The following is a 14229-nucleotide window of genomic DNA, read 5'->3' as shown; positions in this document are numbered from 1 at the left end:
CCCCGCGCCCCGTCAGGGGCGCGGGGAACTGCGCGACAAGCCACGACCAACCCGCACCCGCCGAACGACCGCACTCCCCGAGCTCGACGGCGAACAAGCGATGTCGGCGGCGGCCGATAAGGTCGCTCACATGGCAAGAATCGCGGTGATCGGCGCCGGTCTCGGCGCGATGGCGGCCGCTGCCCGGCTGGCCGTCGCGGGCCACCGCGTGGTGGTGCACGAGAGCACGACGACCTACGGCGGCGCCGTGGGCCGTTTCGAGCGCGACGGCTTCGCGTTCGACACGGGACCGGGACTGCTGCCGCTCCCCGCCGTGCACCGCGATCTGTTCCTCAAGACCGGCAAGGAGCCACTGGAGAAGTGCGTCGACCTGGTCCAGGTCGACCCGGCGGCCCGGCACGTCTTCGCGGACGGCACCGACCTCCTGCTGCCGGGCACCTCCCGCGCGGGCGTGGTCGCCGTCCTGAACTCCGCGCTCGGCCCGGGCGCCGGCGACCTCTGGGGCGACTTCCTGGTGCGGGCCCGCGAGGCCTGGGACCGCACCCGGCGGCCCCTCCTGGAGGAGCCGCTGTGGTCCGACTGGAAGGTCCTGGCCGAGCGCGAACCGTACCCCTCGGTCCCCCACAGGCGGCTGCTGCGCACCCGCCGCGCCGCCACCCTCGCCGAGGTCGGCGCGTGGGAACTGCGCGATCCCCGGCTGACGGCGCTGCTGGAGAGCCACGCCCTCGCGTACGGCCTGGACCCGAGGAACGTCCCGGCGAGCGCGGCGGTTCTGCCCTACCTGGACCACGCCTTCGGGACCTGGTACGTCCGGGGCGGTCTGCGGGAGTTGGCGCGGGCACTGTACGAGCGGTGCCTGGCCCGCCGGGTCGAGTTCGTCTTCGGCGCCGAGGTCACCGGGATCGTCGAGAAGGACGGCCGGGCGGCCGGGGTGGAGTCGGCGGACGGCGCGGTGGCCGAGGCCGACTTCGTGGTCGCCGGGGTCGCGCCCGAGGTGCTGAGCCGCCTGGCGCGGCGGTCGGTCCTGCGGGATGCCGGCGAGGTGCAGGCCCAGCGCGGGGCGACGAGTCGGCTGACCGTGCTGCTGGCGCTGCGCGGGGGCCGGCCCGGGGGCGCGGCGCACCGGACGGTGGTGCACGCGGAGGATCGTGACGCCGAGCTGGACCTGCTCTTCGGTCCATCGCACGGGACGTTCGCCCGACCCACGGTGACGGTGCTGCGCCCCGACGATCCGGCACTGGTCCCGGACGCCGACCACGAGGCGGTCACGGTCACGTGCGCGGTCCCCGCCGGACCCGAGCGCAGCGGCGCGGAGTCGGAGGACTTCGAGGTGTCGGCCGAGCGGCTCGTCGACGCCGCCGAGCGCGCCGTCCCCGATCTGCGCAAGCGTCTGCTGTGGAGCGAGGTGCGCACCCCGGCCGACATCGCGCGGACGACCGGTGCGGAGGGGGGCGCGGTCCCGGCGCCGGCGCTCGCCGCGGCGGACGGGCGATGGCTGCACCCGTCCAACACCACCGCTCTGCCGGGCCTGTTCACCGTGGGCGGCTGGTCCCATCCCGGCGGCGGTCTTCCGCACGCCGGGATGTCGGGCGCGCTGGTGGCGGGACTGCTCGTCGAGGGACCGGACTTCCGCGGCTCCCAGTGAGGCTCACCGGGGCCGGAGCGGGGGCCGGACGGATCCTTCAGAAACGGTACTGCTGCTCGTCGTAGCCGTTCTGGCCGTTGCCGTTGCCGTTGCCCTGGTACGGGTACTGCTGGTCCGACGGGAGGTCCGAGCCGAACGGGTCGTCGGTGTTGCGCTGCTGGGGGACCCAGACGCCACCGGGCGGGGTCTCGCCGCCGTAGCCGCCGTTGCCGTACTGGTCCTGGCCGTAGCCCTGTTGCCCGTACCCCTGCTGCCCGTAGGACTGGTCGTAGGAGGCCGTGGCGTCGTACGTCTGGGTGCCGATGTACGGGTCGGAGTAGGCGGCGTACTGCTGCTGCGACGGGTCGTAGCCGTACTGCTGCTGGTCGTAGCCGTAGTAGGCGAAGGCCTCGTCCTGCGCGGCCTGGTCGGCGGTCGCCTGCCGCTGGCCGGTGGCGCCCGCGTAGGCGTTGTCGTCGCCGTAGATGCCGTAGGTGCTGGTGTCGTCCGGCATGGGTTCCGGGGAGTAGACGGGGGCCGGGGAGGGCGTGGACTGCGGGCGGACGAACACGTCGTCGTCGCGGTCGTCGAGCAGGTCGTCGCCCTGGGCGTAGGTTCCGGCGGCGGTGGTCTCCAGGTCCGTGACCTCCAGGGTCGGGTCCTGGCGGTCCGGTTCGCCGCGCCGGCGCTTCTTGGCCTTGGGCAGCCGGCCGCCGTCCTCGCCCTCGCCGGAGCGCGGGCGGACGGCCCAGCCGGCCTCGAAGCCGCGCCGGAACGACAGCGTCACGTACGTCTGCCCGACCGCGAAGGCGATCGCGCCCAGCCCGATGACGATCACGTTGGGGATGAGGACACCGAGGACGACACCGAGGAAGCCCGCGAAGGCGAGCAGACGCCAGCGCAGACGCGCCTTGTACTGCAGCAGCACCTCACCCAGCAGCCACAACGCGACGACGCCGAACGCGATGTAGAGGACCGCCCAGCCCATGTACGCCCCTCTCCCTGTAGCCGCTACGCAGTGTGTCGTACGCGAGTGCGACCGGTCTAGGCCCGTGGTGGATGGTGCAGGCCCAGGTTCTCGTGGATTTCCAGAGTCGCGGTGGAGTTGTTCAGGGTGATGAAGTGAAGTCCGGGGACTCCCTCGTCCAGCAGCCTCGCGCAGAACTCCGTGGCGAACTCGATGCCAATGGAGCGTACAGCGGCCGGATCGTCTTTGGCTGTGACGATCCGCTCTTTCAGGGCGTTCGGGATGGCGGCGTTGCTGAGTTTCGGCAACCGTTCCAACATCTTCACGCTGGTGACGGGCATGACCTCGGGAATCACGGGGGTTTCGCAGCCGGCCCTCGCGACCGCGTCCCTCAGACGCAGATACGAGTCGGGGTGGAAGAACATCTGCGTGATCGCGTAGTCGGCGCCCGCCCGGCACTTGTCGACGAAGCGCGCCACGTCGCTGTCCCAGTCCGGGGAGCGCGGGTGCATCTCCGGGAAGGCCGCCACGCCCACGCAGAAGTCGCCCGACTCCTTGATGAGGTGGACGAGTTCGGCGGCGTAGGTCAGACCCTGCGGGTGCGCGATCCACTCGCCCATCGGGTCACCGGGCGGGTCGCCCCGGACGGCGAGGATGTTGCGGATGCCGGCGTCCGCGTACTGGCCGATGATGTTCCGCAGTTCGGCGACGGAGTGGCTGACCGCGGTGAGATGGGCCACCGGCGTGAGGGTGGTGTCGGCGGCGATCTGCTCGGTCGCCTTCACCGTGCCGGCCCGGGTGGAACCGCCCGCTCCGTACGTCACGGAGACGAAGCTGGGCGCGACCGCCTCGATCCTGCGGAGGGCGTTCCAGAGGTTCCGCTCACCCTTCTCCGTCTTGGGTGCCCAGAACTCGAAGGAGTAGGTGGTTTTGCCCGTGGCGAGCATGTCACGCACGGTCCGTGCGCGGTCCGTGCGGGTCGAAGCGGTTCCTAGGGCCATACGGGCAGGTTAGTCAGGTCGGGGCCGTCCCCCAACCAGACCAGGTGCTTTTGCCCCCTTTGTCGACCTGGTGTCCACGCCTTGGACAGCCGTGGACCGCAGGCCACCGCGGGCGCGGCCGGCTAGAAGCGTCCTGAAGATCTTGAAAATGCGCCCGGCTTGCCCTACTTGATGGCGATTGATATTTACCGGCAATCCAGGGTGAGTCGGGCGGCCAGAGCAAGATCTTCAGCGGTCTCCTAGTGACCTGAGTCAGAGATTCTCTGGCAGTAGGTGGCGACTTTGTCGAGGATCTCGTCGGCGGTCTTCGTCCAGACGAAGGGGCGGGGGTTGTCGTTCCAACCGGCAATCCAGGACCGGATGTCGCGCTCGAGTGCCTGGACCGAGCGGTGGACACCGCGGCGGAGCTTCTTCGCTGTCAGCTCGCCGAACCATCGCTCCACCAGGTTCAGCCACGATGAGCCGGTGGGCGTGAAGTGCAGACGGAAACGGGGGTGTGCCACCAGCCACTTCTTGATCGCGGGTGTCTTGTGGGTGGCGTAGTTGTCCAGGATCAGATGCACCTCGAGGTCCGCAGGCACCTCCTTGTCGAGTTTGGCCAGGAACTTCTTGAACTCTGCGGCCCGGTGCCGGCGGTGCAGTGAACCGATCACCTTGCCGGTTGCCACCTCCAGTGCCGCAAAGAGCGTGGTGGTGCCGGCGCGGACGTAGTCGTGGCTGCGGCGTTCGGGCACCCCGGGCATCATCGGCAGCACCGGCTGTGAGCGGTCCAGGGCCTGGATCTGGGATTTCTCGTCCACGCACAGCACCAGTGCCTTCTCCGGCGGGTCGAGATACAGGCCCACCACGTCGCGGACCTTGTCGATGAACAGCGGATCCGTGGAGAGCTTGAACGTCTGCGAGCGGTGCGGGGCCAAGGCGAACGCCCGCCAGATCCGCGAGATCGCCGACTGCGACATGCCGGTGGCCGCGGCCATCGACCGGGTTGACCAGTGGGTGGCGTTGGCCGGCTTCTCCTCCAGGGTCTTGACGATCACCCGCTCGACATCGGCATCGGTGATCTTCCTCGGGACACCGGGCCTCGGCTCGTCGCACAGGCCGTCCAGGCCGTGGTCAAGGAACCGCCTTCGCCAGGTGCGGACCGTGTCCGGAGCGGCCTTCAGCCGTCGTGACACCTCCATGATCGAGTGCCCCTCGGCGCACTCCAGCACGATCCGGGATCGCTGAGCCAGAGCTTGCGCGGTCGACCGGCGACGCACCCACCCCTCAAGCACCTCACGCTGGGCATCGGTCAACGACAACGGCGGGATCTTCGGGCCAGGACGACTCATACCGAACCAACGACGAACCTCTGACTCAGGTCACTAGGCCCTGTCGTCACATTCCCGCCTGCCCCGCGACGCCATGCACGTGCTCTCGACGCACCGGGCACCGACCCGAGTACGTCCGGTACGCGGGTCAGTGCCCGGTGTGTCGAGAGCACGCTCCCCCGGTCTCGGCTGCGCTCGACCGGGAGGTACCCCCACGACGCCGCCAGGCCGCCCTCCGGGCGACGACGGGAATGTGACGACAGGACCTAGAGGGCACGCAGCCGCTTGGTGAACTCCGCCGCGGCGGCTCCCGGGTCGTCGGCCTCGGTGATCGCCCGGACGACCACCACCCGCCGGGCGCCCGCCTCGACGACCTCGTCGAGATTGCCGAGGTCGATACCGCCGATGGCGAACCAGGGGCGGTCGGTGGCAAGGGCGGCGGTGTACCGGACGAGGTCCAGGCCGGGGGCGTGACGGCCGGGCTTGGTGGGGGTGGGCCAGCAGGGGCCCGTACAGAAGTAGTCCACGCCCTCCTGGACGGCCGCGGCGGCGGCCTCCTCCTCGGCGTGGGTGGAACGGCCGATGAGCACGTCCGTGCCGAGGACGGCGCGGGCGGCCGGGACCGGGAGGTCGCCCTGGCCGAGGTGCAGCACGTCCGCGCCGATGGCGTGGGCGACGTCCGCGCGGTCGTTGACGGCGAGCAGCTTGCCGTGCCGACGGCAGGCGTCCGCGAAGACCTGGAGATGCTCCAGCTCCTCGGCGGCCTCCATGCCCTTGTCGCGGAGCTGCACGATGTCCACGCCGCCCGCGAGGACCGCGTCCAGGAACCGCGGGAGGTCGCCCTGGCGCTTGCGGGCGTCCGTGCAGAGGTAGAGCCGGGCGTCGGCGAGCTGTGCGGCGGCGTCGGGCATGGGTGCGTCCCCCGTTGGCGTGCGTGATCGGTGCGGCGTACGGGACGCGACCCTGGCGGGCCCCGTTCCCGTACGCCGTACAGGCGGCTCTGCTGCGAACTTCCGGGGGGTGTCCCCCGGAGTCTCCGGTCAGTCTGTGTGTCTGGTGCCTCAGGTGTTTCCGGTCAGACGGCGAGCGCCTGGGCGCGGCGCTTCACCTCCGTGCCGCGATTCTCGCTCAGGGCCTGGGCCGGGGTGCCGGGCAGGCTGGGGTCCGGAGTGAAGAGCCACTCCAGCATCTCTTCGTCGGTGAAGCCGTCGTCCCTCAGCAGGGTCAGGGTGCCGGTCAGGCCCTTGACCACCTTGTCTCCGTCGATGAAGGCGGCGGGGACGTGCAGTGCGCGGTTCTCACCACGGCGTACGGCGATGAGCTGGCCTTCCTTCACCAGCTGCCGCACGCGGGTCACCTCGACGTCCAGCATCTCTGCGATGTCGGGGAGGGTCAGCCACGCGGGGACGAGAGCATCGATCTTTGCGTCAATCTCGGTCACGTCTCCAAGACTGCCATCTGGGACTGACAGTGGGTAGCCGAGCCGCCTCCGGCCTACGCCGTCGCCGCCTTCAGCGGCCTCGCCGGGTCCCCCAGCAGCAGCGGGTCCATCGCTGTGCCCGCCTCGATCAGGCGGCGGCCCTGGGCCAGGTCGCGGGGGCGGCCCACGGCCAGCAGGGCGACCAGCCGGGTCTCCCGGAGCCAGCACACCGACCAGGCGGCTCCGGTCGGGTCGCCGCGCCGGACCATGGTGTCGGCGGAGGCGTGGTCCCCGGCGTACTGGACGAACCGGCCGAACTGCTCGGACCAGAAGTACGGGACGGGGTCGTAGGGCTCGGGGGTCTCGCCGACGATGTTGGCCGCGACCGTGCGGGGGCCCTGGAGGGCGTTGTCCCAGTGGTGGACGAGCAGGCGCCGGCCGTACCTGCCCGAGGGGAAGGAGGCGCAGTCGCCGACGGCGTAGACGTCCGGTGCGGAGGTGCGCAGATGGTCGTCGGCGACCACCTCGCCGTGGGCGCCGAGCTCGATGCCGGAGTCCTTCAGCCAGGCCGTGGCGGGGCGCGCGCCGATGCCGACGACAACCGCGCCCGCCGGGACCCGGGTGCCGTCGTCCAGGACCACCGTCCCGGGCTCGACGCGCGCCACGCGCGCGTGGGTGCGCAGGGTGGCGCCGCTGTCGGCGTACCAGGCGGTCATCGGGGCGGCCACCTCCGCGGGGAGCGCGCCCGCGAGCGGGCGGTCCGCCGCCTCGACGACCGTCACCGCGCAGCCCGCCTCGCGCGCGGCGGTGGCGAACTCCGCGCCGATCCAGCCCGCGCCCACGACCACGATGTCGTGCTGCCGTGCCAGCACGGGCCGCAGCCGCTCGGCGTCGTCCAGGGTGCGCAGCAGATGCACCCCGGGCACCCCCTCGGCACCCGGCAGCCGGACCGGTTCGGCGCCGGTCGCGACGACGAGGACGTCGTACGGGACGGGCCCGGAGGCCGTGTCGAGTTCGTGGTCGGCGGGGCGCAGGCCGGTGACCTCGCGGCCCAGCCGGAGGTCGATGCCGAGCGCCTCGAAGTCGACGTCGAAGGCGGAGCCCTCGGCGTTGCCGAGCAGGACGGCCTTGGAGAGCGGCGGCCGGTCGTACGGCTGGTGCGGCTCGGCGCCCAGGAGGGTCACGTCGCCGGTGAAACCCTGTTCCCGCAGGGCGACCGACGTCTGCACGCCCGCCATGCCCGCGCCCACCACGACGACGCGCCGCGCCGGTGATCCGCCCCTCAGCTGCGTCTGCTCGCTCACCCGATCACCATAGACAACTGATATTCGGTCAGTCAGGGGGTGGGATCCGACGGCTCGACCTGCTCCACCACGCTCGTCCCGCTGCCGGGCCGTGACTCCCACTGCCAGGTCTCCTCCAGCCGGACCCGCCCGTCGGGCAGTTCGACGACGAGGGACACGCAGTGCCCTGAGGCGGTGGTCCCGTCCGTCTTCAACTGCACGTAGCGGAAGTCCAGCCGGTCCCCCGCGCGCGTGCCCACGAGCCGGCCGCGCACGACGTCGCCGCCCGCGTAGTCGGCCCAGATCTCGCCGTCCTCCTCGTGGTACGTGAACCGGGTGCGGGTGCCCACCTGACCTGGGGCTTGGTCGGCGACGGGGGCGAGGACGAGACCGTCGAGCGAGCGGGCCATGGGCACGGGCTCCCTTACTGGGACGAACGGCGGGGGCTAGGGTGGGCCACCGTAGAGCACTCGCGGGAGCCCGGACGCACCGGGCTGAGAGGGAGGCTGGCGGCCTCCGACCGTACGAACCTGATCCGGGTCATGCCGGCGAAGGGAGGGGCTGGACGCCCATGTCGCGTACGCACACGTCAGACGTCCTCGTCGTGGGGGGCGGAATCATCGGTCTCGTCACGGCGTGGCGGTCCGCGCAGCGCGGGTTCGCCACGGCCGTCGTCGATCCCGAGCCCGGCGGCGGGGCCGCGCGGGTGGCGGCCGGGATGCTCGCCGCCGTGACCGAACTGCACTACGGCGAGCAGACGCTGCTGGGGCTCAACCTGGAGTCCGCGCGCCGCTATCCGGACTTCGCCGCCGAGCTGACCGAGGTCACCGGCCTCGACCTCGGCTACCGCCGCTCGGGCACCCTCGCCGTCGCGCTCGACGCCGACGACCGCGCGCATCTGCGCGAACTGCACGCCCTGCAACGCCGCTCGGGCCTCGACTCGGAGTGGCTGAGCGGACGGGAGTGCCGTCGCCTGGAACCGATGCTCGCGCCGGGCGTGCGCGGCGGACTGCGGGTCGACGGGGACCACCAGGTCGATCCGAGGCGGCTCTCCGCGGCCCTGGTGGCGGCCTGCGAACGCGCCGGGGTGGTGTTCCACCGGACCTGGGCCGAGGAGCTGTCGGTGGCCCGGGAGCGGGCCACGGGCGTCCGCACCGGCGCGGGCGACCGGCTGGACGCCGAGCACACCGTCCTCGCCGCGGGCAGCCTCAGCGGGCGGCTCGCCGGGGTCCCGGCCGAAGTGCGGCCGCCGGTGCGACCGGTGAAGGGGCAGGTGCTGCGGCTGACCGTCCCGAAGCCGTACGCGCCCTTCCTGAGCCGTACCGTGCGGGCCGTGGTGCGCGGCAGCCAGGTCTATCTGGTGCCGCGCGAGAACGGCGAACTCGTCGTCGGCGCGACCAGCGAGGAGCAGGGCTGGGACACGACGGTCACCGCGGGCGGGGTGTACGAACTGCTGCGGGACGCCCACGAACTCGTCCCCGGGATCACCGAACTGCCGCTCACCGAGACCCGCGCGGGACTGCGCCCCGCCTCCCCCGACAATGCCCCGCTCCTCGGCCCGAGCGGGCTGGACGGCCTGCTCCTCGCGACGGGCCACTACCGCAACGGCGTGCTTCTCACTCCGGTCACCGGGGACGTCCTGGCCGAGGTGCTGACCACCGGTGAACTGCCGGCCGAGGCGCGCGACTTCACCCCCCTGCGGTTCCGCGCCGGCGCGGCCCGCGAACTCCTGGAGCAGCCCGTATGAGCACCGCCGGAACCGTGACCGTGTCCGTCAACGGGGAGCGGCGGCAGATCGCCCCCGGCACGGCCCTCGACGCGATCGTGCGGACGCTCACTCCGTCAGTCTCCGGTGTCGCCGCCGCTCTCAACGAAACCGTCGTCCCGCGCGCGCGGTGGACGACCACCGCCCTCGCCGAGGGGGACCGCGTCGAGGTCCTCACCGCCGTCCAAGGAGGCTGATCCCATGGCAGACGACCCCTTCGTCCTCGGCGGTACGACCTACGCGTCCCGCCTGATCATGGGCACCGGCGGAGCGAGCGGCCTGGACGTCCTGGAGCGCGCGCTGGTGGCCTCCGGCACGGAGCTGACCACGGTCGCGATGCGCCGGGTGAACGCCGACGTGCACGGCTCGGTGCTGTCGGTGCTCGACCGGCTCGGCATCCGGGTGCTGCCCAACACGGCCGGCTGCTTCACGGCGGGCGAGGCCGTGCTGACGGCCCGTCTCGCGCGCGAGGCGCTCGGTACGTCCCTGGTCAAGCTGGAGGTCATCGCCGACGAGCACACCCTGCTGCCCGACCCGATCGAACTGCTCGACGCCGCCGAGACGCTCGTCGACGACGGTTTCACGGTGCTGCCGTACACGAACGACGATCCCGTGCTCGCGCGGAAGCTCCAGGACGTGGGCTGTGCCGCGATCATGCCGCTCGGGTCGCCCATCGGCTCCGGGCTCGGCATCCGCAACCCGCACAACTTCCAGCTGATCGTCGAGCACGCGCGCGTGCCGGTGATCCTGGACGCCGGCGCGGGGACGGCATCGGACGTCGCGCTCGCGATGGAGCTGGGGTGCGCGGGCGTCATGCTCGCCTCCGCCGTGACCCGGGCGCAGGAGCCGGTCCTGATGGCCGAGGGCATGCGGCACGCGGTGGAGGCCGGACGCCTGGCGTACCGGGCGGGCCGTATCCCCCGCCGTCACTTCGCGGAGGCCTCGTCCCCCGGCGAGGGACTGGCGCGGCTGGATCCGGAGCGCCCGGCGTTCTGAGGCGGAGCTCACGCCTCTCCACCCTCACTCGAACAGTCGAACGAGTTCCGGTCGAAGACCCGCTCGTCACAGCCCTCCGGTCTCGGTCACAGCTCTGCTGCAGTACGTCTCTCGGGTCCCGGGGCCCATGGGCCTGTCGGCGGCGGCTCGTACACTCACCTGCGTGGACACGACCCTTCAGGACCCGCTTGTCGGCCAGGTGCTCGACGGCCGGTATCGAGTCGAGGCGCGGATCGCGGTCGGCGGGATGGCCACGGTCTACAGGACCGTGGACACCCGCCTCGACCGCGTGCTCGCACTCAAGGTGATGCATCCGACGCTGGCCGCGGACCGGACGTTCGTCGAGCGCTTCATCCGGGAGGCGAAGTCGGTGGCCCGGCTCTCCCACCCGAACGTGGTGGGGGTCTACGACCAGGGCACCGACGGCTCGTACGTCTACCTCGCGATGGAGTACGTCGCCGGCTGCACCCTGCGCGACGTGCTGCGCGAGCGTGGGGCGCTGCAGCCCCGCGCCGCGCTGGACATCCTGGAGCCGGTGCTCGCCGCGCTGGGCGCCGCGCACCGCGCCGGGTTCGTGCACCGGGACATGAAGCCGGAGAACGTGCTGATAGGGGACGACGGCCGGGTCAAGGTCGCCGACTTCGGGCTCGTCCGGGCCGTGGACACCGTCACCAGCACGACCGGCGCCGTCCTCGGCACCGTCTCCTACCTCGCCCCCGAGCAGCTGGAGCACGGTACGACCGACACCCGTGTCGACGTGTACGCGTGCGGCGTGATGCTCTACGAGATGCTGACCGGCGGCAAGCCGCACGCCGGGGAGTCCCCCGCACAGGTGCTCTACCACGCGCTCCACGACGACGTGCCGCCCCCGTCGGCCACGGTGCCGGGGCTGCCCTACGACCTGGACGCGCTGGTCGCCTCGGCGACCGCCCGCAATCCGGAGCTGCGACCGTACGACGCCGTGGCGTTGCTTGCGCAGACCCTGGAGGCGCGGGCCGCGCTGAGCGCCGAGCAGCTGGACGCGGTGCCGCCGCAGGCGATAGCCGACGGCCACGACACCGCGGAGGACCGGACGAGCGTGATCCCGCGTTCCCTGTCCGTGTCGCGGTCGGTGGGACTCGATCCCGACGAGCGGTTGCACCGCACCAGCCGGTTCGACGCGCCTCCGCCGCCCCGGCGCACCCGCGCCTCCGCCGCGCCCCGGCGCGGGCTGTGGGCGGTCGTCGTCGCCGTGATGCTCGTCCTGGGCGTGGGCGGCGGCGTCTGGTACATCAACTCGGGTCAGTTCACGCAGGTCCCGGCCGTGTTGCAGCAGAGCGAGGCGGACGCAACGAAGCGGCTGGAGGGCGCCGGGCTGGGCGTCGACGTCGAGCGGGCGTTCAGTGACACCGTCAAGCGCGGCAGGGTGATCGGCACCGACCCGGCGCCCGGCGAGCGGATCCGGGACAACGACACGGTGACGGTGACGATCTCCAAGGGTCCGCAGACCGTGAAGGTGCCGGATCTCCAGGGTTATCGGCTGGATGTCGCGAAGACCAAACTGAAGGACGCCGGGCTCGAACCCGGCGTGGTGACACAGGAGTTCAGCGACGAGGTCATCAGGGGGCAGGTGATCAGCACCCAGCCGGGGACGGGCACCGAGATCTCGTCCGGCGCGGCGGTCAGGATCGTGGTCAGCCGGGGCGCCCCGGTGGAGGTGCCCGACGTGTCGGGCTCGTCGGTCGCGGACGCCACCGCCGAGCTGGAGCAGGCGGGCCTGAAGGTGAAGTTCGCCTCCGGGCGGGTCAACTCCGAGTTCGACAAGGGGCTCGTGGCCGAGCAGGCCCCCGGGGTGGGCAAGCAGGTCGGCCAGGGCGACACCGTCACCCTGACGCTCTCCAAGGGGCCCGTGATGGTCGAGGTCCCCGACGTCGTGGGCGACAGCGTCGACGAGGCGACCCAGCGGCTCGAGGACGCCGGTTTCGAGGTCGAGGAGGACCGGGGGCTCCTCGGGCTCTTCGGCGACGAGGTCAGGAGCCAGTCCGTGGACGGCGGGGACACGGCGCCCAAGGGCTCGACCATCACCATCGAGATCCGCTGACGGACCGGCCCGGCCGTCGCCTCGAACCGGCGGCCGGGCACCTCGGACCGCATGACACCCTGGTGCGGTGAGCACTCAGCAGTCCCCCGGCCTCCCGGCCCCCACCCCCGGGCTCCCCGGCACCGCCACCGGCCTCCACGGCACCGCCACCGGTCCGTCCAGAACCACCCCCGGTCCCGTGGGCCCTTCCCGCAACCCCGTCGGCGGCCATGTGCCCGTCGCCGGGGGCCTGAACTCCGTCGGGCTGACCTACGCCCGTGATCTGAAGGCCGAGACCGTCCAGGTCTTCGTCGCCAACCCGCGCGGCTGGGCGACCCCGGCCGGCAACCCACGACAGGACGAGGAGTTCCGCGCGGCCTGCGCCGAGGAGTCGATCCCCGCCTACGTCCACGCGCCGTACCTGATCAACTTCGGTTCGCACACCGAAGCGACGGCGGAGAAGTCCGTGGAGTCGATGCGGCACTCGCTGCGCCGGGGCCGGGAGATCGGCGCGCTCGGGGTGGTCGTGCACACGGGCAGCGCGACCGGCGGACGGGACCGGTCGGTGGCGCTCAAGCAGGTACGGGAGTATCTGCTGCCGCTGCTGGACGAGTTGACCCACGACGACGACCCGTATCTGCTGCTGGAGTCGACGGCCGGCCAGGGAGCCTCGCTCTGTTCCCGCACCTGGGACTTCGGGCCGTACTTCGAGGCCCTGGACGCCCACCCGAAGCTGGGGGTCTGTCTGGACACCTGCCACATCTTCGCCGCGGGCCACGACCTGACCGGGCCCGACGGCATGCACCGGACGCTGGACCTGCTGGTGGACACGGTCGGCGAGGGCCGGCTGAAGCTGATCCACGCCAATGACTCCAAGGACGTGGTCGGCGCCCACAAGGACCGCCACGAGAACATCGGCTCCGGACACATCGGCGAGGACCCGTTCCGCGCCCTGATGACCCATCCCGCCACGGAAGGCGTCCCGCTGATCATCGAGACGCCGGGCGGCAAGGAGGGCCACGCGGCGGACGTGGAACGCCTGAAGAAGCTCAGGGACGGCTGACGCCGACCGGGACGGTCCGAGCGATCCGGGGAAGGCCGAGGCACCTCGTCGACGTCAGAGCTCGGGGCCGTCCCCCGGTTCCTCCTGGTAGGAGTAGCGCTGCTCCTGCCAGGGGTCGCCGAGGTTGTGGTAGCCGCGTTCCTCCCAGAAGCCGCGGCGGTCGGCGGTCATGTACTCGATGCCGCGGACCCACTTGGGCCCCTTCCAGGCATACAGGTGGGGGACGACGAGGCGGAGGGGGAAACCGTGCTCGGCCGTCAGGAGTTCGCCGTCCTTGTGGGTGGCGAAGATCGTGCGGTCGTCGGCGAAGTCGGCGAGGCGGAGGTTGGAGCTGAAGCCGTACTCCGCCCACACCATCACATGGGTGACCTCGGCGGCGGGCGGCGCGGTGTCCAGGATCGTCCGGGCCGGGATGCCGCCCCATTCGGCGCCGACCATGCTGAACTTCGTCACGCAGTGCAGATCGGCCACGACCGACGCGTACGGCAGGGCGGTGAACTCGTCGTGGGTCCAGGAGTGCTTCTCGCCGTCGGCGGTGGCGCCGAAGACCCGGAAGTCCCAGCGCTCCGGACGGAACTTGGGGACGGGCCCGTAATGGGTGACCGGCCAGCCGCGCTGGAGCCGCTGTCCCGGCGGAAGCTGCGACGACGCGGCGTTCTCAGATGCGCGATCTCCTGATTCGCGTTCCACCGGCTGACCCATGACTCCATCCTGACAGACCCCGAGTGGTGCACATGACCA

Annotated in this window: 14 protein-coding genes and 1 riboswitch; of the genes, 6 read left to right on the top strand and 8 right to left on the bottom strand. The window is 71.8% G+C overall.

The genetic code is table 11. The features are described 5' to 3' along the window. Positions 1-130: 130 nt before the first annotated feature. Positions 131-1645, top strand: coding sequence for an NAD(P)/FAD-dependent oxidoreductase (locus P8T65_RS35240; protein ID WP_316729200.1), 1515 nt, complete (start codon positions 131-133; stop codon positions 1643-1645). A gap of 37 nt (positions 1646-1682) precedes the next feature. Here P8T65_RS35240 and P8T65_RS35235 read toward each other — a convergent pair whose 3' ends face one another. The 7 genes from P8T65_RS35235 to P8T65_RS35205 form a co-directional block, all read right to left on the bottom strand. Next, positions 1683-2612 carry a hypothetical protein gene (locus tag P8T65_RS35235; protein ID WP_316729199.1) on the bottom strand — a complete coding sequence of 310 codons (930 nt, stop codon included), beginning with the start codon at positions 2610-2612 and terminating at the stop codon, positions 1683-1685. A gap of 56 nt (positions 2613-2668) precedes the next feature. After that, positions 2669-3592 carry a methylenetetrahydrofolate reductase [NAD(P)H] gene (metF, locus tag P8T65_RS35230; RefSeq protein ID WP_316729198.1) on the bottom strand — a complete coding sequence of 308 codons (924 nt, stop codon included), beginning with the start codon at positions 3590-3592 and terminating at the stop codon, positions 2669-2671. A 239-nt stretch (positions 3593-3831) separates the two neighbouring features. Beyond that, on the bottom strand, positions 3832-4923 hold the full coding sequence (locus tag P8T65_RS35225; RefSeq protein ID WP_316725954.1) for an IS630 family transposase: 1092 nt from the start codon (positions 4921-4923) through the stop codon (positions 3832-3834). Positions 4924-5168: 245 nt separating this feature from the next. Continuing rightward, a complete protein-coding gene (gene thiE / locus P8T65_RS35220; RefSeq protein ID WP_215454674.1) occupies positions 5169-5813 on the bottom strand; it encodes a thiamine phosphate synthase in 645 nt (214 codons plus the stop codon). A 164-nt stretch (positions 5814-5977) separates the two neighbouring features. Beyond that, entirely contained in the window at positions 5978-6343 is a 366-nt protein-coding gene (locus tag P8T65_RS35215) for an Rv2175c family DNA-binding protein (RefSeq protein ID WP_190208348.1), read from the bottom strand. Positions 6344-6396: 53 nt separating this feature from the next. After that, the gene (locus P8T65_RS35210; protein ID WP_316729197.1) at positions 6397-7626 is read right to left on the bottom strand and encodes an FAD-dependent oxidoreductase; all 1230 of its coding nucleotides are present in this window, start codon (positions 7624-7626) and stop codon (positions 6397-6399) included. A gap of 32 nt (positions 7627-7658) precedes the next feature. Further along, complete coding sequence (locus P8T65_RS35205) at positions 7659-8015, bottom strand: hypothetical protein (protein ID WP_316729196.1); 357 nt, start codon at positions 8013-8015, stop codon at positions 7659-7661. Positions 8016-8067: 52 nt separating this feature from the next. Beyond that, a riboswitch (TPP riboswitch) is annotated at positions 8068-8179 on the top strand. On the opposite strand from P8T65_RS35205, the gene thiO reads away from it, so the two are divergent. From thiO to P8T65_RS35180, 5 genes are all read left to right on the top strand, one after another. Further along, a complete protein-coding gene (thiO, locus tag P8T65_RS35200; protein ID WP_316729195.1) occupies positions 8177-9352 on the top strand; it encodes a glycine oxidase ThiO in 1176 nt (391 codons plus the stop codon). (Overlaps the previous riboswitch by 3 nt.) Positions 9353-9366: 14 nt before the next feature. Beyond that, on the top strand, positions 9367-9567 hold the full coding sequence (thiS, locus tag P8T65_RS35195) for a sulfur carrier protein ThiS (protein WP_184898624.1): 201 nt from the start codon (positions 9367-9369) through the stop codon (positions 9565-9567). A gap of 4 nt (positions 9568-9571) precedes the next feature. Next, positions 9572-10366, top strand: coding sequence for a thiazole synthase (locus tag P8T65_RS35190; RefSeq protein ID WP_316729194.1), 795 nt, complete (start codon positions 9572-9574; stop codon positions 10364-10366). 163 nt (positions 10367-10529) lie between these two features. Next, on the top strand, positions 10530-12446 hold the full coding sequence (pknB, locus tag P8T65_RS35185) for a Stk1 family PASTA domain-containing Ser/Thr kinase (RefSeq protein ID WP_316729193.1): 1917 nt from the start codon (positions 10530-10532) through the stop codon (positions 12444-12446). 178 nt (positions 12447-12624) lie between these two features. After that, a complete protein-coding gene (locus P8T65_RS35180; protein ID WP_316731827.1) occupies positions 12625-13488 on the top strand; it encodes a deoxyribonuclease IV in 864 nt (287 codons plus the stop codon). Between the two features lie 54 nt (positions 13489-13542). Here the strand turns inward: P8T65_RS35180 and P8T65_RS35175 are convergent, their stop codons facing one another. Then, positions 13543-14190 carry a sulfite oxidase-like oxidoreductase gene (locus P8T65_RS35175; protein WP_316729192.1) on the bottom strand — a complete coding sequence of 216 codons (648 nt, stop codon included), beginning with the start codon at positions 14188-14190 and terminating at the stop codon, positions 13543-13545. Positions 14191-14229: the final 39 nt, after the last annotated feature.

Origin of the sequence: Streptomyces sp. 11x1, from assembly GCF_032598905.1 — a bacterium.
In the GTDB taxonomy this organism is placed as follows: domain Bacteria; phylum Actinomycetota; class Actinomycetes; order Streptomycetales; family Streptomycetaceae; genus Streptomyces.
The sequence above is the reverse complement of the archived record's forward strand: the minus strand, read 5'-3'. Positions and strand labels throughout refer to the sequence as shown.

Coding starts and splice junctions, on each gene's coding strand:
- P8T65_RS35235 (WP_316729199.1), bottom strand. CDS start 2,612: ATGGGCTGGGCGGTCCTCTACATCGCGTTCGGCGTCGTCGCGTTGTGG.
- P8T65_RS35225 (WP_316725954.1), bottom strand. CDS start 4,923: ATGAGTCGTCCTGGCCCGAAGATCCCGCCGTTGTCGTTGACCGATGCC.
- thiO (WP_316729195.1), top strand. CDS start 8,177: ATGTCGCGTACGCACACGTCAGACGTCCTCGTCGTGGGGGGCGGAATC.
- P8T65_RS35190 (WP_316729194.1), top strand. CDS start 9,572: ATGGCAGACGACCCCTTCGTCCTCGGCGGTACGACCTACGCGTCCCGC.
- metF (WP_316729198.1), bottom strand. CDS start 3,592: ATGGCCCTAGGAACCGCTTCGACCCGCACGGACCGCGCACGGACCGTG.
- P8T65_RS35205 (WP_316729196.1), bottom strand. CDS start 8,015: ATGGCCCGCTCGCTCGACGGTCTCGTCCTCGCCCCCGTCGCCGACCAA.
- P8T65_RS35240 (WP_316729200.1), top strand. CDS start 131: ATGGCAAGAATCGCGGTGATCGGCGCCGGTCTCGGCGCGATGGCGGCC.
- P8T65_RS35175 (WP_316729192.1), bottom strand. CDS start 14,190: ATGGGTCAGCCGGTGGAACGCGAATCAGGAGATCGCGCATCTGAGAAC.
- thiE (WP_215454674.1), bottom strand. CDS start 5,813: ATGCCCGACGCCGCCGCACAGCTCGCCGACGCCCGGCTCTACCTCTGC.